Below are 21,203 nucleotides of genomic sequence, written 5' to 3' on the forward strand. Positions count from 1 at the left end.
GCGGCGTCAGCCGTCCTGGCGGCGGGCCAGCAGGTAGCCGCGGCGGGTGTCCGCCTCCTGGGGATAGTGGGTGCGCTCCAGGCGGGCCTCGACGCTGAAGCCGGTGGTGGTGAGCAGGTCCTCGACGGTGGTGAGGTCGAGGAAGTGGAAGTCGACCTCGACCTGGTGACCCCACCATTCGGTGAGGTGGCGTACCTCGGTGCCGAGGTGGAAGGCGAGCAGGAGCAGGCCGCCGGGGCGGAGGGTGCGGCGGATCTCGGTGAAGGCGGGGCGGAGTTCGGCCGGGGCCAGGTGGATCACCGAGTAGAGGGCCACCGCCGCGCCGAACTCGCCGTCCGCCGCCGGGAGACGGAGCAGGTCGCCCTCGCGGAAGTCCAGGTCCGGGTGGTCGCGGCGGGCCAGCGCCACCATCGCGGGGGAGAGGTCGACGCCGACCGGGCGGGCGCCCTGGGTGGCCAGCCAGCCGCTGACGTGGCCGGGCCCGCAGCCGAGGTCGGCGATCGGGGTGCCGGGTTCGGTCTGCTCCAGCAGGGCGGTGAGCAGGGCCCGGTCGAGCGGCTTGTGGGTGAGCTCGTCGCCGATCCGGCTCCGGTACTCCTCGGCCACCGTGTCGTAGCTGTGCCGGATCCGGCCGTGCTGCGGGAAGTCTGCCATCGGTCCAGGATGGCAAACGTCCGCTGCGCCTCGGCGCCCGGGGCCCGACGCGGTGTCAGAATGCGGTGGGGGTCGGCTCGGTGAAGGGACCTGCTGTGGAAGAGCTGTCCGCGATTCCCGAAACAGCGCTGTGGACGCTGTACCACCGGGCGGTGGAGGCCCGGCGGCCCGGGACGCCGTACCCCGATCCGAAGGCGGTCGAGCTGGTCGAGGCGCTGGACTACCCGTTCGCCGAACGGTTCGGCAGCGGGCAGGGCTTCGGCAGCCGGCTCCAGGGCGCCCGCTGCGGACTGTTCGACCAGGAGGTGGCGGACTTCCTGCTGCGCTGCCCGCGCGGCACGGTGGTCTGTCTCGGCGACGGCCTGGAGACCCAGTACTGGCGGGTGGACAACGGCCGGGCGCAGTGGCTGACCGTCGACCTGCCGGAGGCCGTCGCCCTGCGCGAACGGCTGCTGCCGCCCGGCCCCCGGCAGCGGTTGCTGGCCTGCTCGGCGACCGACCCGGCCTGGCCGGCCGAGGTGGACCCGGCGCTCGGCGTACTGATCGTCGCGCAGGGTCTGCTGATGTACCTTCAGCCCGCCGAGGTGCGCGAGCTGTTCACCCGTTGCGCCGACCGCTTCCCGGGCGGGACGCTGCTGTTCGACGTCGTCCCGCGCTGGTTCTCCGGCATGACCAAGTCCGGCCGGGCCGCCCGGCGCGGGTACACGGTGCCCCCGATGCCGTGGGGCGTCCGCTCGCACGAGCTGCTGCGGGACGCCCGGACGGTGCCGCTGACCGCCCGGCACGGCTGGCTGTTCCGGGTGCTGGCGCTCGACCTGCCCGACCAGCGGGCCCGGATCGTCGGGACGGTCGGCCTGGCGGAGGCGCTGCGCCGACGGTGATCACCACCGGTCCAGCATCAGCTGGGCCTCCTCGACGCCGTCCCAGAACGGGCGGCCGACGACATCGGCGAGCGCCTGCGCCAGGGCGGGGCTGTAGACGCCCTTGATCCGGGGGTTCTCCAGGAAGTCCCGGCGCATCACGACCGCGATGTAGCGGTTGAACCGGCCCCGGTGACGCCCCACCACGTACAGCCGCTCGCTCCAGTCCCAGTGCGGGGGCACCACCCAGACCTTGGCGCCCGGGGCGAAGTGCTTCGTCCCACGGCGGACCTCCAGGCCGCCGTGGCCCTGCACGGTCTGCTGGACGATGTTGGCGGTGATGCCGATGCCCAGCAGTGCCGGGTCGGGCTCCGCCGTCGGTTGGTCGGTCATCCGGACATGATGGCCGGGGCGCGGGGGTGGCGGCACCGGATTTTCCGGCAGTGGCTTTCGTCTGACCTCACGTGTGCGGGTCAGTGACCCCCGCGTGTACAGGGAGGGCCACGTCGCGGTGAACCACGCCGGCCGACCGCTGGGTGGAGTGGTGGTCAGGCGGGGTGGCGGATCAGGTCCCTGGTGATCAGGTCGAAGGTGAAGGGTTCCGGGATCGGTACGGTGTCGCCGAACTTCCCACTCCACTGGCGGTGGTAGACCCCGCCACCCGGCTCGGAACACAGGGTCACCGTCCCCTCGCGTGGGTCGATCAGCAGGTACACCGGGATGTCCATCAGGGGGTAGTCGCGGACCTTGCCCACCAGGTCGTTCTCGGGGTTGGACGGTGGGACGATCTCCACCGCGATCGCCGCCAGCTCCGTCAGTTCCGCCGGGACGTCGTTGCCACCCAGCTCGATCACGGAGACCGGAATGTACGTCAGGTCCGGATTGCGGAGCTTGCCGACGTTCGGTGAGGCCAGGTCGGTGTTCTCACTCGGCATCAGATGGGCAGGCTGGTGCACGTCGAACTGCTCCCGGACGACGAGCAGGTTGCGTTGGTGGATCACCGACGGTCCGGCCATCATGATGATCTCGTCGCCCGACACTTCGATCTTCCAACCCGAGGGCGGGGTCAGGCTCCGGGCATACGCCAGCAACTGGGCGTGACGCTCGGAAATCCGGAGATCGGCCATGGCCACATCCTCCCACCGCAGGCCGGCCCCACAGGGCCACGCTCCCTCCCGAAGTTCAAGTGCCGTACGAACGCACCCGCCACCTCTGCGGAGGGACTCCCTTGTAAACCAGGCCGACGACCTCGCCACCGGCTGACCCCCGCGTGTGCGGGGAATCCGCAGCCCCGGGACCACCGCCACGTATACCTGGACCGGCACCGCACTGCGCAGCGCCTTCCTGGCCCGGGAGCACTGCTCGGTGCACCGGTTTCAGCACGCCGCGATGGGCAGGCCGGCCCCGGAACCGGGAAGCCGGGTGGGCCGTCGTCCAGGTGGAAGCGCGACGTGACGGGGGCGGAATCATGTTGGACGTACTGCTGCAGACCCTGGTGTCGTTCGGGCTGACGCCGGACTTCGGGACGGCCGAGCGCAAGGTGCGGAAGCTGACCGAGGCGTTCGAGGCGGGGGAGGCGGTGACCTTCGAGGGGTGTGTCTTCGGCACGCGCCCGTACTGCCGCCCCGTGCTCGGTTTCCTGACCGCTTCCCCCACCACGCTGGCCACCTCGCCCACCGAGGCGCCGGGACTGAACAGTTGGCCGATCCCGCTGTCGCAGGTGGAACCCGTCCGTGTGCGCGATCGGGAAGGCACGGACCCGGGCGGCATGCCGAGGGGGTGGAAGGTGACCGAATGCCGCGACGGCGAGGACACCGTCCTGTTCGTCTGCGCGCCCGAGTACCTGCCGCTGCTCAGCGCGGCCCTGGAGTCCGGCCGACGAGTCCGAACGCCCTCCCAGGACAGCTGACCGGCGGGAACGGTCGTCGAACGGTCAGGCCAGGGAGCCGAGTTCGTGGGTGTAGAGCCAGGCGGTGGACCGGGGGTAGAAGTGCCGGAACACCAGCGGCAGGACCAGGTCGTTGACCCGGCGTCCGACCGGGCCGGCCTTTTTGGCGTCCCGGTTGGCGGCGGCCGCTTTGAGCATCCGGCCGACCCGGGCCCGGCGGAGCTGCTCGTAGTCGGCGAGGGAGCCGGCCCGGCTCAGGACCTGGGCGAGTACCACCGCGTCCTCCAGGGCCATCGAGGCGCCCTGGCCCGCGCCGACCGGGTGGGCGGCGTCGCCGACCAGGACGGTCCGGCGGCCGTGCCAGGCGGGGACGGCGGGCAGGGTGTGCATCAGGGTCGGGCGGTGCACCTCGGTGGTGGCCCGGAGCAGGGTGAGCGGCAGTGACTCGTGCCGGTACAGGTCGGCCAGCCGGGCGGGCCAGTCGGTGAGCGGGACGGTGGCCAGGTCCGGCGGTTCGGGGGTGGCGACCTGGGCCGACCACCAGGTGGAGCCGTCGGGGGCCGGGAGGTGGACGAAGACGCCGCCGCGGCCGAAGGTCATGTTGAAGCCGGCCGGATCGCCGGGGACGCCCTCGGACCGGCCGGACACGCTGTAGAGCCCCGCGTAGGCCGGGCTCGGCCCGGTCGGGTCGAGCAGGGTCCGGGTGGCCGACCACAGGCCGTCCGCCCCGACCAGCAGGTCGGCCTCGGCGGTGGAACCGTCGGCGAACTCGGCCCGGACACCGTCGGCGTGCTCGGTCAGGCCGGTCAGCCGCTGCCCGGTGTGGACGGTGGCCCCGGCCCGTTCGGCCTCGGTGCGCAGGGCGTCGACCAGCCGGCCCCGCATCAAGGTGACGCTCAGCAGGTCGTCCCCGGCGAGCCGGCCGCGCGGCATCACGCCGAGCAGGCGGCCGTCGGAGGACCACATCCGCTGCTCGGCGACCGCGAAGCCGCGCCGCTGCACCTCGGGCAGGCAGCCGAGCGCGTCCAGGGCGCGCAGCCCGTTGGAGGCCAGGCTGAGGAACGAACCCACCGGCCCGGCCGGGTCCGGGTACGCCTCGTGGACGGTGACCTCGGCCCCGGTGCGGCGGAGGGCGAGGGCGCTCGCGGCGCCGGCCACGCCGCCGCCGATGACGATGATCCGCATGTCGACTCCCTGAATTCTGATTCGGTGAATCTGTATTCGGTGAAACCGGGCTCAGTATGCTGAGGCCCGGAGCGCGGCGTCAAGAGGACGGCCCGAGGACAGGGAGTGACCCCGGTGGGAGTGCGCAAGGAGCGGGCGGCCGAGACCGAGGCGGCCCTCAAGGACGCGGCCCGGCGGCTGTTCGTCGAGCAGGGTTACCTGAACACCAAGATCACCGACATCACCCGGGCCGCCGGCCGGGCCACCGGCTCGTTCTACGACCACTTCGCGAGCAAGGACGAACTGCTCCAGGCGCTGCTGCGGGAGATGGGCGAGCAGGCCGACCTGGCGATCGCCGCCGACGGCCACGACCGGGCGCACGACCTCTCCGACCGGGAGCAACTGCGCGAGCACGTGGCGGTCTCCTGGCAGGTGTTCCGCGACCACCTCCCGGTGGTGATCGCGCTGACCCAGTCGACGATGGCCGAGCCCCCCGGCTCCGGGCGGGCCTGGGCCGCGCTGACCGCCGAGACCGCCGTGCTCCGGGACCACCTGGAGTACATGCACGAGCAGGGCCACCGGCTGCCGGGCGAGCCGGAGTTGGTGGCCGCCGCGATCGGCGGGATGCTCTCGATGTTCGGCTACGCGCTGCTGACGGCGGGTGAGCTGGGCCCGGGAGCCGGTGACGGGCAGATCGTCGACACCCTGACCACCCTGCTGCACCGGGGCCTGGCCGGCGGCGGGAACTGACCGGGGCTCCCGGGCGTGTTACCGGGCGGGCCGGCCGAGCGGGTTAGGCTGCCCTCGGCCGTCCCGGGTCGCGGAGGCGCTGCGGTGCGTTCGCGGTGTTGCCCGACTCTCCCGTCTTTCTCGACCGACCCCGACCGACCCTTGCCGACCCTCGCCGACCTCGCGGAGCGAGTGTCCTGCCCCGGAGGTATCCGACCTTGCACATCGACGTATGGCTGGAGCACGTGCAACCGAACGCGGTGTACGCGCTCGTCGGCGCGATCATCCTGCTGGAGAGCCTGGGCATCCCGCTGCCCGGCGAGATCGCGTTGGTGACGGCCTCGGTGCTGGCCGCCAGCGGCGTGGTCAACCCGTGGCTGGTGGCGGCGTGCGCGATCGCCGGTGCGATCATCGGCGACTCGATCGGCTACTCGATCGGGCGCAAGGGCGGCAAGCCGCTGTTCGAGAAACTCGGCCGGAAGTTCCCCAAGCACTTCGGCCCCGACCATCTGGCCACCGCCGAGCGGGCGTTCCAGAAGTGGGGCATGTGGGCGGTCTTCTTCGGCCGGTTCATCGCGCTGCTGCGGATCTTCGCCGGGCCGCTGGCGGGCTCGCTGCGGATGCCGTACTGGAAGTTCCTGATCGCCAACGTGCTCGGCGGCGTGATCTGGGCCGGCGGCACCACCTGGCTGATCTACACCGTGGGCAAGGCCGCCGAGCAGTGGCTGAAGAGCTTCTCCTGGGTCGGCCTGATCCTGGCCGCCGTGTTCGGGGCCGGGTCCGCCTGGGTGCTCAAGCGGCGGGCGGCCAAGCACCGGGCCGAGCACCCGGAGACCAGCGGTGGGCAGCCGGTCGAGGGCGCGGCCGGGGCCGAGTCCGAGGCCGCTGTCGAGTCGGCTGCGGTGGGCACCGTCAAGGTCGCGGGCCAGCCCGAGCCCGCGTCCGCCCCGGTGGCCGACTGAGCACCCGTCAGCTGCGTTGCGGCCGCCGGTGACCCTCTTACGGGTCACCGGCGGTTCGCATTCCGGTACTAAAGTGTGGTTGATCACCGATGTGACGGACCCGACGGACCCGGAGGATCGCAGTGGGCCAGGAACAGTGGACGACGGTCGACGAGTACTTCAGTGCGCAGCTGATCGGCGAGGACGAGGTGCTGTCGGCCGCGCTGGCGGCGGCCGACCGGGCGGGCCTGCCGCAGATCGCGGTGGCGCCGAACCAGGGCAAGCTGCTGCACCTGCTGGCCAGGACGGCCGGGGCGAAGCGGATCCTGGAGATCGGCACGCTCGGCGGGTACAGCACGATCTGGCTCGGGCGGGCGCTGCCGGCGGACGGGCGGCTGATCTCGCTGGAGATCGACCCCCGGCACGCCGAGGTGGCCCGGCAGAACCTCGAACTGGCCGGGCTCGGCAAGCAGGCCGAGGTCAGGCTCGGGCGGGCCGCCGACACGCTGGCGGCGCTCGACGCCGAGGGGGTCGAGCCGTTCGACTTCTACTTCATCGACGCCGACAAGGTGAGCAACCCGGACTACGTGGTCTGGGCGATCGGGCACGCGCACCCGGGCACCCTGATCGTGGTGGACAACGTGGTGCGCGGCGGCGCGGTGGCCGATGCGGACAGCACCGACCCGAGCGTGCTGGGCACCCGGCGGCTGCACGACGAACTGGCGGCCTCGGACCGGGTGACGGCGACCTCGGTCCAGACGGTCGGCACCAAGGGGTACGACGGCTTCACCCTGATCCGGGTGGAGCGGTAGAGCAGCGGCAGCTTTTCAGCGGTAGTTCTTTAAGGAGCAGGGAATGCGGATCGGACTGCTGGGCACCGGACCCTGGGCGCAGCGGGTGCACGCACCGGCGTTGGCCGCCCACCCCGAGGCGGAGTTCGCCGGGGTGTGGGGCCGCAGGCCCGAGGCGGCGGCGGAGCTGGCGGGCGAGTTCGGCGTGCCCGCGTTCGCCGACGTCGAGCGGCTGCTCGCCGAGGTGGACGCGGTCTCGATCGCGCTGCCCCCGGCGGTGCAGGCCGAGTACGCCGTCCGGGCCGCCGGGGCCGGCAAGCACCTGCTGCTGGACAAGCCGGTGGCGCTGACGGTGGAGCAGGCGCGCGGCGTGGTCGAGGCGACCGAGCGGGCGAAGGTCGCCTCGGTGGTGTTCTTCACCCTGCGGTTCGGCGCGGACCAGGCCGGCTGGCTGGCCGAACAGGCCGCCCGGGGCGGCTGGTTCACGGCGCGGGCGGAGTGGTTCGGCTCGGTCTTCGCGGCCGACAGCGGAAGCCCGTACGCGGACTCGCCCTGGCGGCGGGAGAAGGGTGCGCTGTGGGACGTCGGTCCGCACGCGCTCTCGATGCTGCTGCCGGTGCTCGGCGACGCCACGGAGATCACCGCGGTCGCCGGGCCGCTGGACACCGTGCACCTGGTACTGCGGCACGTCGGCGGTGCCTCCAGCACCCTGACCCTGAGCCTGACCACCCCGGTGGCGGCGGCCGTGGACGGGGTGGTGGTCGAACTACGCGGCGAGGCAGGCCGGTTGGTGATGCCGGACCGCAACGAGAGCCCGCAGGCCGCCTACGCCCGGGCGGTCTCGGCGCTGCTCTCCTCGGCGGCGGACGGGGCGGCGCACCCGTGCGACGCGGCCTTCGGGCTGCGGGTGGTCGAGCTGCTGGCGGAGGCGGAGCGCTCGCTGGGGCGGTGACTTGGTACGTCTGCGGCCCGGCCACCCTCCTCGGGGTGAGCCGGGCCGCAGACGTACCGGGCGGGTGTCGCGTCGTCAGCGCATGAACAGCAGCGGGACGACGAGGACGGCGAGCGGGATCAGGATCACCGCGCAGGCGCCGCCGAGGCTGACCCAGGTCCGTCGCCAGCCGGAGCCCGAGGCCAGGAGGAAGAAGGCCGTGAAGACCACGGCGAGCAGTGCCAGGAATACGGCTACGAGCAGGATCACGCCGAGGGCCATGGAGGGCTGTTCCTTGTCGCGCGGGGGTCAGGTGGAGTACAGGCCGTCGAAGGGGGCCCCGAAGCCGAGCCACTGGGGCAGCAGCTCGTAGTGCTCGCGCCCGTCGTGATCGACCGTGCGGTCGATCAGGCCCCACCGCACCCCGTACGCCTCGACCTCGAACGGGCGGATCCGGATCGGGCCGGGCGTCGCGGTGGTCAGGGTGTCGAGCAGCTTCGCCAGTTCGTCGTGGGCCACGTCGACGTCGGTGGTCGGGCTGAAGTCGGTGGCGAGGTGGTTCCCCTCCGGGTCGAAGCGGTGCAGCAGTGCCATGGTGCCGGGGAGGCCCGGTGCTCCGGTGACGTCGCCGAAGAACTGGCCCTCCGCGCAGGTGCCGATCCAGCGGGTGCGGGCGTGCGGCTCGTACGCGACGGGGACCTGCCGGGCGGGGAGGTCCAGCTGCCGCCACGTCACCAGGCCCCGACAGTCCGGCTCGGCCGCCGTCCAGCCCCAGAGGAGCCGCTCGGTCACGGCCCAGCTCTGGTGGCCGACGGCCTCGTAGTGCTCGCTCGACGTCCCGAACCGGTGCTCCACCTGCCAGGCGTCCGGGCCGTGGCAGTACGCCTGGATGTAGAGCTGTGCATCCGGCCCGTGGTCGCCGCGCAGGATGCACAGCCAGGGGTGCTGTTCGGATGTCCGCTCCTGGACGGCCCAGGTCAGCTCGTCGCGCTCCGGCCGGAGCAGCCGGGAGCCGTCGGCGAAGTCGATCACGATCTCGTCGGTCCTGTTCACGGCTGAAGGCTAGCGACCGGTGCGGACAGTGCATCCCGCAGCCGGTCCCAGGGCTCCCGGTGCCCGCCGGTGTGCCGGGGGTCAGCCCTTGGCGAGGGCCTGGAGGCGGTCGTAGGCGCCGTTGAAGTAGTTCTGGTCGCCGGGGAGGGGGCCGGAGTCGGCGTACTGCCAGATGGTCTGGTAGGTCCAGCCGGCCGGGAGGGTGCCGACGGCTGAGGCGTAGCGGGCGATCCAGAGGGGGTTGGTGGTGCCGAAGGCGGTGCTGTTGCCGGTGCAGGTGGTCCACCAGTCGGTGGTGGTGTAGAGGACGGGGTAGCGGCCGGTGCGGCTGTGCACGGTGTTGCTGAAGTCGCGGATCCAGCTGACCATCGCGGCCCGGCTGAGGCCGTAGCAGGTCGCGCCGTACGGGTTGTACTCGATGTCGAGGGCGGGCGGCAGGGTCTTGCCGTCGGCGGACCAGCCGCCGCCGTGGCTGACGAACCAGGTGGCCTGGGCGGCGCCGGTGGAGGCGTTGGGCAGGGCGAAGTGGTAGGCGCCCCGGATCAGTCCGGCGTTGTAGGAGCCGTTGTACTGCTGGGCGAAGTAGGGGTTGGTGTAGCTGGTCCCCTCGGTGGCCTTGACGTAGGCGAAGCGGGCGCCGTTGGCGGCGGCGTTGCTCCAGTTGACGTTCCCCTGCCAGCTGGAGACGTCGGCGCCCTTGGTCTGGGTGACGGCCAGGCTCTGGAGGGGAGTGCCTGCTCTCCCCTCGTGGGCCGCGACGGTGGAGCCCGCGAAGTCGAGCTCGGGGTGGAATTCGGCGGGCGGCCGCCCGGCGTCCGCGTGGGACGGGACGGCGGCGGCGCCCAGCAGCAGCGCGCCGGTGGCGGCGGCCAGGGCCGCCCGGTGGAGGAGACGGAAGGTGGGCACGGGCACTCCTTCGAGTCGGTGTGGAGGAGCAGGCTAGTCATGCACCGGACATGGTCGCCATGGCGCGTAGAACACATGACGAACGGTCAGTGGATGTGGCCCCACACCATGCCGAAGGCCGGGTGGTGGGCTGTGGCACGATGCGGGCGGGGCCGGTGGTCGGCCCGGGAAGTGAGAAGTGGGCGATGACGTCGGAGACCTCCGAGCTGATCTTCCGTCCGGCCGGGCCGGACGATGTGGCCGCGCTGGTGGAGCTGGTGGAGTCGGCGTACCGGGGTGACGCCAGCCGGGTGGGGTGGACCACCGAGGCGGATCTGCTGGACGGGCAGCGCACCGACGCCGAGGGGGTGGCGGCGGCGATCGCGGCGCCGGAGGGCGTGGTGCTGCTGGCCGAGCGGGACGGTGAGCTGCTGGCCTGCTGCCAGTTGGAGCACCGGGGTGAGACGGCGTACTTCGGGATGTTCTCGGTGCGGCCGAACCGGCAGGGCGGTGGGCTGGGGCGGGCGGTGCTGGCGCGGGCCGAGGCGGTGGCGCGGGAGCGCTGGGGTGTGACCGGGCTGGAGATGACGGTGATCGTGCAGCGCGAGGATCTGATCGCCTGGTACGAGCGCCGGGGCTACCGGCGGACCGGTGAGTTCTCGCCATTCCCGTACGGGGACGAGCGGTTCGGGGTCCCGCGCCGTCCGGATCTTCGGTTCGAAAAGCTGATCAAGGGGATCTGAGCGGACAATCCCCCCTGGCTGACGTGGCGTCAAGACCCGTATCCGCTGGCCTGATTCATGCACCGTTCACGATTGGTCCAGACCAATGTGGCAGGCTGGCGCGAGCACGGTTCGTTCACATCGAGCCCAGGGGGGCTTCCTTCCGCATGCCCGCACGCCAACTGAACCCGTCCGCGCCCGTCCTGCCCGAGCCACCCGACGACCGGGAGCTCTACTGGTACTTCGGCCCGCAGCGCCGATGGGTGCTGCTCTGCTCCGCGCTCTCCTACGCCGGGGCCACCGTGACCCTGGGTCTGTTCGCGCTCAGCCGCCCGCTGCTCTGGCCGTTCCTGCTGCTGGTGGTGCTGAACGGGGCCACCTGGCTGCTCGGCATCGGTGACGGCCAGCGTCAGCGCCGGTACTCGCAGGACAGCCATCTGCTGCTGCTCCGCGCCTGGCGGCCCGAACGGGTGCCCTCGGTGGACCTGTTGCTGCCGACCTGCGGCGAGCCGCTCGACGTGCTGGCCAACGCCTACCGGCACGTGGCCGAGCTGCGCTGGCGCGGTGAGCTCACCGTCCGGGTGCTCGACGACGCGGCCAGTCCCGAAGTGCGGGAGCTCGCCGAGTCGTACGGCTTCCGCTACCACACCCGCCCCGACCTGGGCCGGTTCAAGAAGGCCGGGAACCTCAACTTCGGTCTGGCGAACGGCGATTCCGACCTGGTCGCGGTGCTGGACGCGGACTTCTGCCCGCGCCCGGACTTCCTGGACCACCTGGTGCCGTACTTCGACGAGCCGGCCACCGGCATCGTGCAGAGCCCGCAGTGCTTCGACACCGACGCCTCGATGGGCTGGCTGGAGCGTGGCGCGGGCGCCACCCAGGAGATCTTCTACCGCTGGATCCAGCCCTCCAGGGACGCCCGGGACGGCACCGTCTGCTGCGGCACCAACGCGCTCTACCGGCGCAGCGCCCTGCAACTCGCGGGCGGTTTCTACGAAGCCGACCACAGCGAGGACCTGTACACCGGGCTGGCGCTCGGCCGGCACGGCTTCCGCACCCGCTACCTGCCCACCCTGCTGGCCAAGGGCCTGTCGCCGACCGGGCTCTCCGCCTTCATCAGCCAGCAGTACCGCTGGTGCCTGGGCTCGCTCGCGCTGCTGCGCGACCCCGAGTTCCACCGCAGCCCGCTGCCCAAGGGGGCCAGGCTGTGCTTCTGGAACGGCATCCTCGGCTACCTGAGCAGCGCGGTGAACGTCTTCGCGGTGCCGCTGCCCGCGCTGATCCTGCTGTTCTTCACCCCCGAGCGGATCGAGCCCTGGCAGGTGCTGCCCTTCCTGCCGCCGCTCTGGGTCTCGCTGGCGCTGCTCCCCGCCGCCTCCCGGACCCGCTGGCGGTTCGAGGTCACCCGGGTCCAACTGCTCGGCGGCCTCTGCCACGTGGTCGCCCTCTGGCACGCGCTGCGGCACCGCAGCGCCGACTGGGTGCCGACCGGCGCGATCGCCGGCCGCTCCGCGCTCGGCCGCACGGTGGCCCGGATCGGGGTCGGCTGGCTGACCCTGTGCCTGGCCGCGGGGGCCGTCGGCCTGGCCCGGGCCGTCGCCCGGTACGGCTGGCAGCCCTACTGGGCACTGGCGGCCCTGCTCGCCCTGACCGCCTACACCGCGCTGCCCGTCCTCACCGCGCTCTGGGGGCTGCTGCGCGGCCGCGACCAGGTCGAGGGCGGTGGCACCGACGGCGCCACCGAGGCGTTCGGCCGCACCGAGGCGCTCGCGGTGACCGCCGGGTTCGCCCTGGTCGGGCTGCTCGCCACCGGCTGGGCCGACCCGCTGTTCTGACGTTCCACCAGTACCAGCACGCGCGTCGCCCCACCGGCGCGGGACCGCCTGCCGGGTCACCCCAAGGACCCGGCGGCACACCCACCGCAGCCGTCGCAAGGAGCACCTCCGTGACCGACCTGATCACCCTGACCCGGGCCACCGCGGCACCGCCCCGGATCCGACCCGCCCCCGCCCCCGCCTTCCGGACCGACCTGGAGGGCCTGCGCGGCGTCGCCGTGCTCGCCGTCCTCGCCTTCCACGCCGGAGTACCCGCGCTGACCGGCGGCTACGTGGGCGTGGACGTCTTCTTCGTCCTCTCCGGCTTCCTGATCACCGGCCTGCTGACCGGCCGGCACCCGATCGGCTTCCGGGAGTTCTGCGCCCGCCGGGCCCGCCGCATCCTGCCCGCCGCCGCCGTGGTGCTGACCGCGACCGCCGTCGCGGGCCGCCTGCTGCTGGACCCGCTGCGCGGCACCGACCTGGCCCGCGACCTGCTCGCGGCGGCCGGGCAGTTCGCCAACTGGCGGTTCGTCGGCCAGCAGACCGACTACCTGGCGGCCACCCGGGACCCGAGCCCCGTGCTGCACTTCTGGTCGCTCGGTGTGGAGAACCAGTTCTACCTGCTCTGGGGCGCCGTCCTGCTGCTGGCGGTCAAGTGGCGCAGGCTCGCCGTGCTGCTGCTGACCGTCGGCGCCGGGGCCGGGTCCTTCCTGCTCTGCCTGCACTGGACGGCCGACGCTGCCCCGCTCGGCTACTTCTCCACCGCCACCCGGATCTGGGAGTTCGCGCTCGGCGCGGCCGCCGCCCTGCTGTACGGCCGCCGGCTGATCGGCGCCACCGTGCTGGGCTGGCTCGGCCTTGCCGCGGTGGTCACGGCGGTGCTGCTGTACGACCGCAGCACCCCCTTCCCCGGCAGCGCCGCGCTGCTGCCGACCCTGGGCACGGCCGCCCTGCTGCTGGCCGGCCCCGGCGGCCGCTGGTACCAGGCCGGTTCGCTGCTCTCGGTGCCACCGCTGCGCGCGGCCGGCCGGATCTCCTACTCCTGGTACCTCTGGCACTGGCCGCTGCTGGCGATCGCCGAGGCCAGGTACGGGACGCTGTCGCTGCCGATCGCGCTGGCCCTGGTGCTCGGCGCCGCGCTGCCCGCCTGGCTGACGATGCGGCTGGTCGAGATCCCGCTGCGGCGGGGCCAGGCCGGGGCGCCGCGCAAGGGGCTCGCGGTCGGCGCGGTCGCGCTGACCGTCCCGCTGATCGCCGGGCTCACCCTGGGCGGCGGCGCCGTCCGGGCGCTGGGCGACCCCGGGGCCGCGGCGGTGGTCCCGGCCGGGGCGCCGAGCGGGCCGAGCCTGCTGCTGCCGGGCAGTCAACTGCCGGGCCTCACGCCGTCGTTGGCCCGGGCCAGGACCGACTTCCCGCCGGGCGAGGGCTGCGAGATCCCGCTGGCCGCCGAGCAGAGCCCGACCTGCCGGTTCGGCAACCCGAACGCCCGGGAGAAGATCGTGCTGCTCGGCGACTCGCACGCCGGGCAGTGGCTCTCCGCGCTGCTGCCACTGGTCCGCGAACGCGACTGGGCGCTGGAGGTGCTGGTCAAGCCCGGCTGCCCGCTGCCGACCCTGACCGTGCAGAACCCGGTGCTCGGCCGCGCGTACACCGAGTGCGACCGCTGGCGCGAGCACACCATGACCCGGCTGGCCGGCGGCCCCGCCCCCAAGCTGGTCGTACTGGCCGGGCTGAACCGCTACGGCGACCCGGCCGAGCGGGCGGCCGGCTGGACCACCACCCTGGAGCGGCTGCGCGGGCTCGGCGCCCCGATCGCGTACCTGACCGACACCCCGATGCCCGGCAAGGACATCCCGGTCTGCCTGGCCGCCGAGGAGGACTGCACCTTCCCGCGCAGCACCGCCTTCGCGCCCGAACCGCTGCTCACCGACGGGCTGGCGGCCAAGTACGGCGTCGCGGTGCTCGACTACCGGCCGCTGCTCTGCCCGCCGCCCGGCGACTGCCCGCCGGTCCGCGAGGGCGTGCTGCTGTACCGGGACACCGGGCACATCACCGACACCCTGGCCGCCACCATGGCACCCAGGATCCGGCAGGACCTGGTGACGGCCGGGCTGCTGTACTGACCGCCCGTCAGGTGGCGGGTCAGCCCCCGTACAGGCTCCGGCAGACCCGGGCCTCCTCGGAGCCGGGCGCCCACTGGCCGCGCCGCTCCGCCTCCGCGCACACCTGGAGCGAGGCGAGCAGATCGGGCGTGGAGCCGGCCGGGGTGGGGGACGCGCTCGGCCGGGGCGCCCGGGACGGCTTCGCGGGTTTGGCGGAGCGGCTCTGCCGGGGCGTCGCGGAGGCGGTTGGCGCGGCGGAAGACGGCGGTGCGCTGCTCACCGCCACGGGCGGCGGTGGCGGGGGCAGCGGCAGCGGGGCCGGGGACGGCGGGCCGAGCGGGCTCGGGGACGGGGTGTCGAGCACCGCCGGGGCGGGCCGCGCAGGGTCCGCCGAGCAGGCGCTCGGCAGCCAGCAGAGCCCCGCCAGCACCGTCACCCCGCCCGCCGCCCAGGCCACCCGGCGCCGCACCCGCCGGCGCCTCGACGGCAACGGCGTCACCGGCGGCTCCCAGGGGGTGGGCGGCGGTGGCTGCTGCTCCCACCCGTACTGCCAGGGTGCCTGCCACTGCTCGCTCACGCTGCTCCTCCCACCCGGGGTCGCCGATGGCCGGCGCCCGAGTGCTCAACGAGCCACCGGCACGGGCGGAGCGGGTGAACGACGATCCGGCGGTCCCGGCGCCGGACCCGGACGGCCCCACCTGACGCTCCGCCAGGTGGGGGTCGCTCGGGTGCGGGCGGCGGTCGGGCGGTCGATGCTGTGCGGTATGGAGAACAACACCGACCGTGGTCCCGCTGCCTGGCTGGTCGAGGTGGCCGAGTTCCGGACCGACAGCCGTTACCGACTGGTGCGCTTCGAGGGGGTGGGCTGGGAGCCGCTGGCCCCCGAGGAGTTCGAGCCCCGGGTGCACGAGCACTTCCCCGACCTCGACCCGCACGACCCCGCGAAGGTGCACTGGGCCGACCGCCCGTGGGAGTGGCCGGCCTGGCGCCCCGGGGAGGCCTGACGCACCGTAGGCTGGCCCGATGGCAGCCGGGGGCGGATGGCAGGACGGGTGGACCGGCGGACGGCGGGCCGTCCAGCTCGGGGACGTGGCGGACTTCAACGCGCAGTTCGGGCCGCCCGCCCCGGGCGCGCTGCGGCAGGCGCACCACTACTCCTGCCTGGCCGCGTTCTACACCCCGGACCCGGCCGTGCTGGTGCTGCCGCTCCAGGTCGAGCCGGAGTGGACGGACTGGCTGGCCGGGGAACTGGGCTGGGGCCAGGTCGAGGTGCACAGCGGGATCGCCCCGGAGACCGGCCTCGCCGAGGCGCTGGCCGACCGGCCCGGACTCCGGGCGCGGATCGCCGACTCGGGACTGCCGGTGCGGGGTTGGGGCGGGACCGGGCCGGTGGTGCGGCGGTTCGAGTCCAAGGCGGAGTCGCACCTGCTGTTCCGCCGGCTGGCCGCCGACCACCCGGTGATCCGGGTGCCCGAGCAGTGGCGGCCCGCCTCGCGGTGGCGGTTGGCCCGGCTGCTCCGGGCCCGCGCCGCCGCCGGTCTGACCAGCGTGGTCAAGGCGCCGTACGGGGTCGGCGGCCACGGCACGGTGGTCCTGACGCCCCGCCAGGTCCGGGCGGCGGGCGGCGCGTCGGCGGCGTTGCGGCGGCTCCGGGCGGAGACCGGCCGGGCCCCGCTGCTGGAGGAGTTCGTGGCCGGGCACGGCCCGCTGCGCGACCTCAGCTTCGACGGGGTGATCGGGCCCGACGGCGCGGTGCACCCGGTGGGCACGGCCGTGATGCACATCGAGGGCACCGGCTACCAGGGCGCCACCGTCGGCCCGGACGCGGTGCCCGCCTCGCTGGCCGGGCCGGCCGCCGCGTTCGGGCTGGCGGTCGGCCGGGCGCTCGCCGAGGCGGGCCACCGGGGCTGGTACGACCTGGACTTCGTGGTGGACCCGCTCGGCCGGCTCGCCCCCACCGAGACCAACCTGCGGCTGACCGGCCCGTCGGTGGCCTTCGTGCTGGCCGACCGCCTCGCCGGTCGGCTCGGCGAGCGGGCCCGGTACGTCCGGACCCTGGACCGGCTGCCGCTCGGCGCCCGGCTGCCGCAGGCCGCGCTGCTGGCCCACCTCGCCCGGGTCGCCGAGCGGTGCGCGGCGCTGGGGGTCGGGCTGCTGCCGACCATCCCGACCGCCGGGTTCGACCCGCTGCCGTTCGCCGGGGTGGCGCTCTGGGCGGACGGCACCGAGCGGCTGGACGCGGCCGAGTACCTGCTGCGGGCCGCCAACCAGGCGCTCGGGGAGCCGTTCGCGGGTGTGGTCAGGGAGCGCTGAAGGTCGGTCGGCTGATCGGTTCGACGAAGAAGACCTGGCCGCCCCGGCCCACGCAGTGGGCCATCACCGCCTCGGTGCCCGGGCCGGTGCCGTCCCCGGCGATCCCGGCGCAGCCCTGGCCGTCCACCCGGAGCACGTACGTGCCGCTGCCGGCCGGGCCGGACGGTTCGACGTGGAAGTGGCTGCCCTGGGTGCAGTCGTCCATCGGCTCCAGCAGACCGAGGCCGGGGCCGTCGGGGAGGGCCTTGAGGCAGCCCTTGCCGTAGTCCGGGTGGTGCCACTGGATGTGGTACTCGTCGCCGCCCAGCGGCTCCAGCAGGGTGGCCTGCGGACCGGCCTCGGCGCACGGGCGCTGGACGGCCACCAGCGGGGTGTAGCGCTGGTCGCGCACCCGGCCGTCGGTCAGGCAGAGCTCGGGGGCGGTGACCGGGCGGATCCGGACCCATCCGGTGGGGAGCACGGCCGGTGCGGCGACGGCCTGTTGGGGCGGTGCGGCGCCGGGGTGCCCGGAGGGCTGGGGGGCGAGGGCCCAGGCCGCGAGGACGGCGACCACGGCGAGCCCGGCGAGCAGCGGCAGCCGGGGTATCCGGCGCCGACGGGCGGCCGGCGGCGGGGGCGTCGGCAGCGACCGGGGCGCCGGCGGGTCGGCGAGCGCCTCCCTGGCCCGGAGCCAGTACGCCTCCCGGTCCGCCGCGCCGCAGGCCCGGACGAAGGTGGAGAGCAGCTCGGGGCGGGGCAGCGAGCGGCCGTTCAGGACGTCGGCGAGGGTGCTGCGGGCCAGCACCGAGCCCTGCTCGGCGGCCCGCTCCTCCAGCTGGCGGTAGGTCAGACCGGTCTCGTCCTTGAGCTGCCGCATCAGCGCGAGGAACCCGGCCACGTCCTCGGCCTGTTCCGGCGCCACCCCGTGTTGACTGTTCATGCGTCACATCCTTGTCAGCCACCGCCGATTCGGCAATGCCCCCCCTGGGACGATATCCGGAATTCCCCCGGACAGGGCGCTGACCTGCCCGGACAGCCGGGTGCTGTCCGGGACGACGGAAAGTCTGGACCGGGGCGGGGCCGGGCTGCCAACGTACGGGCCGTACCCGTCCCGAACGAGGAGTGAGGCCATGCGGTTGTGCCTGCGGTCCGAGCACTACGACTTCAGTCTGCTGGCCGGGCGGCCCGCCAGGGGTCAGCGGCCCTTCGGCCGTTCCGGCTGCCAGGCCAGGAAGCCGACCAGCACCAGTGCCGCGAGCAGCAGCGAGACGTTGAACCCGTAGACCAGGGCGGCCTGTCGGGGCCAGTCGGTGGCCCGGCTGACCCGGTACCAGTTGTCCTGCGGCCACCAGGCGGCGAGCAGCCAGCCGACGGCGAGCCGGCTGAGCAGGGTCAGGCCGAGCGGACGGCCGTTGCGGGCCAGCAGCGGGCCGCCGAGCAGCAGGAAGGCCAGGCCGAGGCCGAAGCCCAGCCACTCGAACAGGTAGAGCAGTTGGAACAGCGCGGCCCAGGGTGACGGTACGCGGGACAGGTCGGTCGAGCCCGGCCAGAGGCCGTCGGTCAGCACGGCGGCGGCGAGTGCCCCGGCGGCCGTGACGGCCGCCCACCGGGTGGCCGGGGTCAGTCGCCCGAACTCGGTGGCCAGGAAGCCGCCGCCCTTGCCGCTTCGGACGGCCTTGGCGGATCCCCCACTGCCCGGCCCGGGCGCGGCGTGGTCGCGCGGTGCGGGCAGTGGCAGCGAGCGGGTGTCCAGCTTGCCGGCCCGGGTCCGGGGCAGGGCCGGGAGCGGGACCACGGCCTCCGGCAGCAGCCGCTCCGGCAGCCGCTCGGCCAGGTAGGCCCGGAGCGCCCAGGGCTCGGCCGGGGCGCCGTCGGCGGCCACCACGTAGGCGACCACCCCGGTCCGGCGGGGGCCGGTCTCCACCTCGGCCACCGCGCTCTCGCGCACCTCTGGGTGGCCGCGCAGCAGCACCTCGACGGCGGCCAGGGAGGCGGCGGCCGCCGGGTCCCGGCCGGCCGCCCGGCCGAGGAACTCCAGCAGTCCGTCCGGCCGCAGCACCCCGATGTCGCCGGTCCGGTAGGCCCGGCCGCCCTCGCCGTCGAGGAAGTGCTCGGCGGTGAGTTCGGGGCGCTTGAGGTAGCCGCGGCCGACGCCGGGGCCGGCGATGCAGATCTCGCCCGGGGTGCCCGGCGGCACCGGCCGCCCGGCCCGGTCCAGCAGCCGGATGTCGGTGCCGGGGAACGGGCGGCCGATCAGCGAGAGTCGCTCCGGGTGGTCGGGCTCCCCGGTCAGCGCGGTGGTGTCGAACCAGGCGCTGTCCACCGCCGCCTCGGCCACCCCGTACACGTTGACGTGCCGGACCGCCGGGCCGAGGTAGCTCTGCAGCCGGAGCTGCTCGTCCAGGTACCACTTCTCGGCGCCGACCGAGAGCAGCCGGACGCTGCCCAACTCCAGGCCGAGCGGCTGGAGGTGGGCGAACAGCCGGCGCAGGGTGTGCGCGTTGGTCTCCATCACGGTGATCCGCTCGCGGAGCAGCAGCTCGTGCAGCTCGGCGGGGGAGGCGGTGCGGTCGAGGGTGAAGTTGCGCTGGGCCAGCACCAGGACGCCACCGCTGCACAGCGCCCGGATCCAGTCGGCGGTGAAGACGTCGAACTCCAGCGTCGCGGTCTGCAGGAACCGGTCCTCGGCGGTCAGGCCGTACACCTGGCGCCAACCCCGGTAGGAGTGCAGCAGGTTGCGGTGCTCGATCAGGGCGCCCTTGGGCAGGCCGGTGGAGCCGGAGGTGTAGAAGACGCAGGCGAGGTCGGCCGGCCCGGCGCGGTCCGGCAGCGGGCCGGTCAGGTCGGGGAGCGGGACGTCGTCCAGACAGAGCACGGTCCGCTCGGCGGCGTCGGTCAGCCGGACCCGGTACGCCTCCTGGGTGATCACCACCAACGGGTCGGCCTCGGCCAGGACGTGCCGGATGATCCGGTCCGGCCCGGTCGGCTCCAGTGGCACGTAGGCCGCACCGGTCTTCAGCACCGCCAGCACGGCGGTCAGCAGGTCCGGCGTGCGGCCGACCGCGACGGCCGCCAACTCGCCGCCGCGCAGCCCCAGTTCCCGCAGGTGGTGGGCCAGCCGGTCGGCCCGCTCGTCCAGCTCGCGATAGCTCAGCCGCTGCTCGCCGCAGACCAGTGCGGTTGCGTCGGGTGCGCGCCGGGCCTGCTCCTCGAACAGCTGGTGAACCGTCCGGTCCTCGATGTCGTGCACTGCTCCGCCCTCCCCTGGGGGACGGTACGGCGCCGTCCCCCTGACAGTGTGCAGGCAACGGGGTCGGTGAACCGACAGTGAACGTACGGTAGTTGCAGACCTGTCACCTGAGCGGGGCCGGAGTGCTACTGTCCAGTAACAATTGACACGGGGGCGAACCGGACCAGGGAGTCATCATGGCCAAGTCGACACGTTCCGCCGCACTGCTGGCGGGCCTGCTGCTCGGTGCGGGCGCGGCCCACTTCGCCCGGCCGGGCCAGTTCGACGCCATCGTGCCCCGCGCGCTGCCGGGCGAGCCCCGGGCCTGGACGTACGCCAGCGGGGTCGCGGAGCTGGCCCTCGGTGCGGCGGTGGCGGTGCCCCGGACCAGGCGGCTGGGCGCGCTGGCGGCCGCCGGGTTCTTCGTCGCGGTCTTCCCCGCCAACGCCAAGATGGCCTACGACTGGCGGCACCGGCCGACGCCGCAGCGGGTCACCGCGCTGGCCCGGCTGCCGCTCCAGGTGCCGCTGGTGCTCTGGGCCCTGCGGGTCCGCCGGGCGGCCTGACCCGGCGTCCGCCGTTTCGGACGGACGCCGGGCCGACGGAGCGTCAGGCGGGGAGGTTGGCCTCGATCAGGGCGACCAGCTCCGGGGCCTCGGGCTCGGTGCGCGGACGGATCCGGGCGGCCACCGAGCCGTCGGCGGTGATCAGGAACTTCTCGAAGTTCCAGGCCACGTCGCCGGCGGTGCCCTCGGCGTCGGCCACCTTGGTCAGCTCGGCGTAGAGCGGGTGCCGGTCGTCACCGTTCACGTCGAGCTTCTCGAACAGCGGGAAGGAGACGCCGTAGGTGGTGGAGCAGAAGGTCTGGATCTCCTCGGCGGTGCCGGGCTCCTGACCCATGAACTGGTTGCAGGGGACGCCGAGCACGGTGAAGCCGCGGTCGGCATAGCGCTGCTGCAGCCGCTCCAGCCCGGCGTACTGCGGGGTCAGGCCGCACTTGGAGGCGACGTTGACCACGAGCAGCGCCTTGCCCTTGTGGTCGGCCAGCGAGGTCGCCTGGCCGTCGAGGGTGCGCAGCGGGATGTCGTACAGGCTCACGGCGGAGTCCTTTCGGGGTTCATGGATGGCCGAGCCGGACAACGGTC

Annotated in this window: 23 protein-coding genes; 12 read left to right on the forward strand and 11 right to left on the reverse strand. The window is 73.9% G+C overall.

Annotated features, from left to right (window positions below):
- Positions 1-6: 6 nt before the first annotated feature.
- Complete coding sequence (locus OHV05_RS32885; RefSeq protein ID WP_405020953.1) at positions 7-654, reverse strand: class I SAM-dependent methyltransferase; 648 nt, start codon at positions 652-654, stop codon at positions 7-9.
- 95 nt (positions 655-749) lie between these two features.
- Between OHV05_RS32885 and OHV05_RS32890 the strand changes: the two genes are divergently transcribed.
- A complete protein-coding gene (locus OHV05_RS32890; protein WP_405020954.1) occupies positions 750-1,535 on the forward strand; it encodes a class I SAM-dependent methyltransferase in 786 nt (261 codons plus the stop codon).
- Here OHV05_RS32890 and OHV05_RS32895 read toward each other — a convergent pair whose 3' ends face one another.
- Entirely contained in the window at positions 1,536-1,907 is a 372-nt protein-coding gene (locus tag OHV05_RS32895) for a hypothetical protein (protein ID WP_405020955.1), read from the reverse strand.
- Positions 1,908-2,062: 155 nt separating this feature from the next.
- Positions 2,063-2,641: a Uma2 family endonuclease gene (locus OHV05_RS32900; protein WP_405020956.1), complete on the reverse strand. Its 579-nt coding sequence runs from the start codon at positions 2,639-2,641 to the stop codon at positions 2,063-2,065.
- Positions 2,642-2,982: 341 nt separating this feature from the next.
- Here OHV05_RS32900 and OHV05_RS32905 point away from each other — a divergent pair, with 341 nt between their 5' ends.
- On the forward strand, positions 2,983-3,423 hold the full coding sequence (locus OHV05_RS32905; RefSeq protein WP_405020957.1) for a hypothetical protein: 441 nt from the start codon (positions 2,983-2,985) through the stop codon (positions 3,421-3,423).
- A 24-nt stretch (positions 3,424-3,447) separates the two neighbouring features.
- On the opposite strand, the gene OHV05_RS32910 is transcribed toward OHV05_RS32905, so the two are convergent.
- On the reverse strand, positions 3,448-4,587 hold the full coding sequence (locus OHV05_RS32910) for an FAD-dependent oxidoreductase (protein ID WP_405020958.1): 1,140 nt from the start codon (positions 4,585-4,587) through the stop codon (positions 3,448-3,450).
- Between the two features lie 114 nt (positions 4,588-4,701).
- Here OHV05_RS32910 and OHV05_RS32915 point away from each other — a divergent pair, with 114 nt between their 5' ends.
- The 4 genes from OHV05_RS32915 (at position 4,702) to OHV05_RS32930 (ending at position 7,979) form a co-directional block, all read left to right on the forward strand.
- Complete coding sequence (locus OHV05_RS32915; RefSeq protein WP_405020959.1) at positions 4,702-5,316, forward strand: TetR/AcrR family transcriptional regulator; 615 nt, start codon at positions 4,702-4,704, stop codon at positions 5,314-5,316.
- 197 nt (positions 5,317-5,513) lie between these two features.
- Positions 5,514-6,257 carry a DedA family protein gene (locus OHV05_RS32920; protein WP_405020960.1) on the forward strand — a complete coding sequence of 248 codons (744 nt, stop codon included), beginning with the start codon at positions 5,514-5,516 and terminating at the stop codon, positions 6,255-6,257.
- Between the two features lie 122 nt (positions 6,258-6,379).
- Positions 6,380-7,048, forward strand: a complete 669-nt coding sequence (locus tag OHV05_RS32925) for an O-methyltransferase (RefSeq protein WP_405020961.1) — start codon at positions 6,380-6,382, stop codon at positions 7,046-7,048.
- A gap of 43 nt (positions 7,049-7,091) precedes the next feature.
- Complete coding sequence (locus OHV05_RS32930; RefSeq protein ID WP_405020962.1) at positions 7,092-7,979, forward strand: Gfo/Idh/MocA family protein; 888 nt, start codon at positions 7,092-7,094, stop codon at positions 7,977-7,979.
- 75 nt (positions 7,980-8,054) lie between these two features.
- On the opposite strand, the gene OHV05_RS32935 is transcribed toward OHV05_RS32930, so the two are convergent.
- From OHV05_RS32935 to OHV05_RS32945, 3 genes are all read right to left on the reverse strand, one after another.
- The gene (locus OHV05_RS32935; protein WP_405020963.1) at positions 8,055-8,240 is read right to left on the reverse strand and encodes a hypothetical protein; all 186 of its coding nucleotides are present in this window, start codon (positions 8,238-8,240) and stop codon (positions 8,055-8,057) included.
- 27 nt (positions 8,241-8,267) lie between these two features.
- Complete coding sequence (locus OHV05_RS32940; protein WP_405020964.1) at positions 8,268-9,011, reverse strand: hypothetical protein; 744 nt, start codon at positions 9,009-9,011, stop codon at positions 8,268-8,270.
- An 81-nt stretch (positions 9,012-9,092) separates the two neighbouring features.
- Positions 9,093-9,923, reverse strand: coding sequence for a lysozyme (locus tag OHV05_RS32945; protein ID WP_405020965.1), 831 nt, complete (start codon positions 9,921-9,923; stop codon positions 9,093-9,095).
- A gap of 179 nt (positions 9,924-10,102) precedes the next feature.
- Between OHV05_RS32945 and OHV05_RS32950 the strand changes: the two genes are divergently transcribed.
- From OHV05_RS32950 to OHV05_RS32960, 3 genes are all read left to right on the forward strand, one after another.
- The gene (locus OHV05_RS32950) at positions 10,103-10,639 is read left to right on the forward strand and encodes a GNAT family N-acetyltransferase (protein ID WP_405020966.1); all 537 of its coding nucleotides are present in this window, start codon (positions 10,103-10,105) and stop codon (positions 10,637-10,639) included.
- 146 nt (positions 10,640-10,785) lie between these two features.
- The gene (locus OHV05_RS32955) at positions 10,786-12,453 is read left to right on the forward strand and encodes a glycosyltransferase family 2 protein (protein WP_405020967.1); all 1,668 of its coding nucleotides are present in this window, start codon (positions 10,786-10,788) and stop codon (positions 12,451-12,453) included.
- A 110-nt stretch (positions 12,454-12,563) separates the two neighbouring features.
- Entirely contained in the window at positions 12,564-14,558 is a 1,995-nt protein-coding gene (locus OHV05_RS32960; protein WP_405020968.1) for an acyltransferase family protein, read from the forward strand.
- 19 nt (positions 14,559-14,577) lie between these two features.
- Here the strand turns inward: OHV05_RS32960 and OHV05_RS32965 are convergent, their stop codons facing one another.
- A complete protein-coding gene (locus OHV05_RS32965; protein WP_405020969.1) occupies positions 14,578-15,114 on the reverse strand; it encodes a hypothetical protein in 537 nt (178 codons plus the stop codon).
- Positions 15,115-15,301: 187 nt separating this feature from the next.
- On the opposite strand from OHV05_RS32965, the gene OHV05_RS32970 reads away from it, so the two are divergent.
- Complete coding sequence (locus OHV05_RS32970; RefSeq protein WP_403035698.1) at positions 15,302-15,541, forward strand: hypothetical protein; 240 nt, start codon at positions 15,302-15,304, stop codon at positions 15,539-15,541.
- A 19-nt stretch (positions 15,542-15,560) separates the two neighbouring features.
- Positions 15,561-16,850 (forward strand): hypothetical protein, encoded by a 1,290-nt coding sequence (locus OHV05_RS32975; protein ID WP_405020970.1) that lies wholly within the window; start codon positions 15,561-15,563, stop codon positions 16,848-16,850.
- Here OHV05_RS32975 and OHV05_RS32980 read toward each other — a convergent pair.
- Both OHV05_RS32980 and OHV05_RS32985 read right to left on the reverse strand, forming a co-directional pair.
- Complete coding sequence (locus OHV05_RS32980; RefSeq protein WP_405020971.1) at positions 16,837-17,769, reverse strand: helix-turn-helix domain-containing protein; 933 nt, start codon at positions 17,767-17,769, stop codon at positions 16,837-16,839. The genes OHV05_RS32975 and OHV05_RS32980 overlap by 14 nt on opposite strands.
- A 255-nt stretch (positions 17,770-18,024) precedes the next feature.
- Positions 18,025-20,079 (reverse strand): amino acid adenylation domain-containing protein, encoded by a 2,055-nt coding sequence (locus tag OHV05_RS32985; protein ID WP_405020972.1) that lies wholly within the window; start codon positions 20,077-20,079, stop codon positions 18,025-18,027.
- 176 nt (positions 20,080-20,255) lie between these two features.
- On the opposite strand from OHV05_RS32985, the gene OHV05_RS32990 reads away from it, so the two are divergent.
- Positions 20,256-20,624: a hypothetical protein gene (locus tag OHV05_RS32990; protein WP_405020973.1), complete on the forward strand. Its 369-nt coding sequence runs from the start codon at positions 20,256-20,258 to the stop codon at positions 20,622-20,624.
- A gap of 43 nt (positions 20,625-20,667) precedes the next feature.
- On the opposite strand, the gene OHV05_RS32995 is transcribed toward OHV05_RS32990, so the two are convergent.
- Positions 20,668-21,156: a glutathione peroxidase gene (locus OHV05_RS32995; RefSeq protein WP_405020974.1), complete on the reverse strand. Its 489-nt coding sequence runs from the start codon at positions 21,154-21,156 to the stop codon at positions 20,668-20,670.
- Positions 21,157-21,203 lie beyond the last annotated feature (47 nt).

Source organism: Kitasatospora sp. NBC_00070, from assembly GCF_045041205.1.
Classification (GTDB): domain Bacteria; phylum Actinomycetota; class Actinomycetes; order Streptomycetales; family Streptomycetaceae; genus Kitasatospora.

Bases quoted from the DNA above. Each gene is read 5' to 3' on its own strand.
- OHV05_RS32900 (WP_405020956.1), bottom strand. From the start codon at position 2,641: ATGGCCGATCTCCGGATTTCCGAGCGTCACGCCCAGTTGCTGGCGTAT.
- OHV05_RS32885 (WP_405020953.1), bottom strand. From the start codon at position 654: ATGGCAGACTTCCCGCAGCACGGCCGGATCCGGCACAGCTACGACACG.
- OHV05_RS32950 (WP_405020966.1), top strand. From the start codon at position 10,103: ATGACGTCGGAGACCTCCGAGCTGATCTTCCGTCCGGCCGGGCCGGAC.
- OHV05_RS32895 (WP_405020955.1), bottom strand. From the start codon at position 1,907: ATGACCGACCAACCGACGGCGGAGCCCGACCCGGCACTGCTGGGCATC.
- OHV05_RS32910 (WP_405020958.1), bottom strand. From the start codon at position 4,587: ATGCGGATCATCGTCATCGGCGGCGGCGTGGCCGGCGCCGCGAGCGCC.
- OHV05_RS32935 (WP_405020963.1), bottom strand. From the start codon at position 8,240: ATGGCCCTCGGCGTGATCCTGCTCGTAGCCGTATTCCTGGCACTGCTC.
- OHV05_RS32930 (WP_405020962.1), top strand. From the start codon at position 7,092: ATGCGGATCGGACTGCTGGGCACCGGACCCTGGGCGCAGCGGGTGCAC.
- OHV05_RS32990 (WP_405020973.1), top strand. From the start codon at position 20,256: ATGGCCAAGTCGACACGTTCCGCCGCACTGCTGGCGGGCCTGCTGCTC.
- OHV05_RS32970 (WP_403035698.1), top strand. From the start codon at position 15,302: ATGGAGAACAACACCGACCGTGGTCCCGCTGCCTGGCTGGTCGAGGTG.
- OHV05_RS32980 (WP_405020971.1), bottom strand. From the start codon at position 17,769: ATGAACAGTCAACACGGGGTGGCGCCGGAACAGGCCGAGGACGTGGCC.
- OHV05_RS32955 (WP_405020967.1), top strand. From the start codon at position 10,786: ATGCCCGCACGCCAACTGAACCCGTCCGCGCCCGTCCTGCCCGAGCCA.
- OHV05_RS32905 (WP_405020957.1), top strand. From the start codon at position 2,983: ATGTTGGACGTACTGCTGCAGACCCTGGTGTCGTTCGGGCTGACGCCG.
- OHV05_RS32975 (WP_405020970.1), top strand. From the start codon at position 15,561: ATGGCAGCCGGGGGCGGATGGCAGGACGGGTGGACCGGCGGACGGCGG.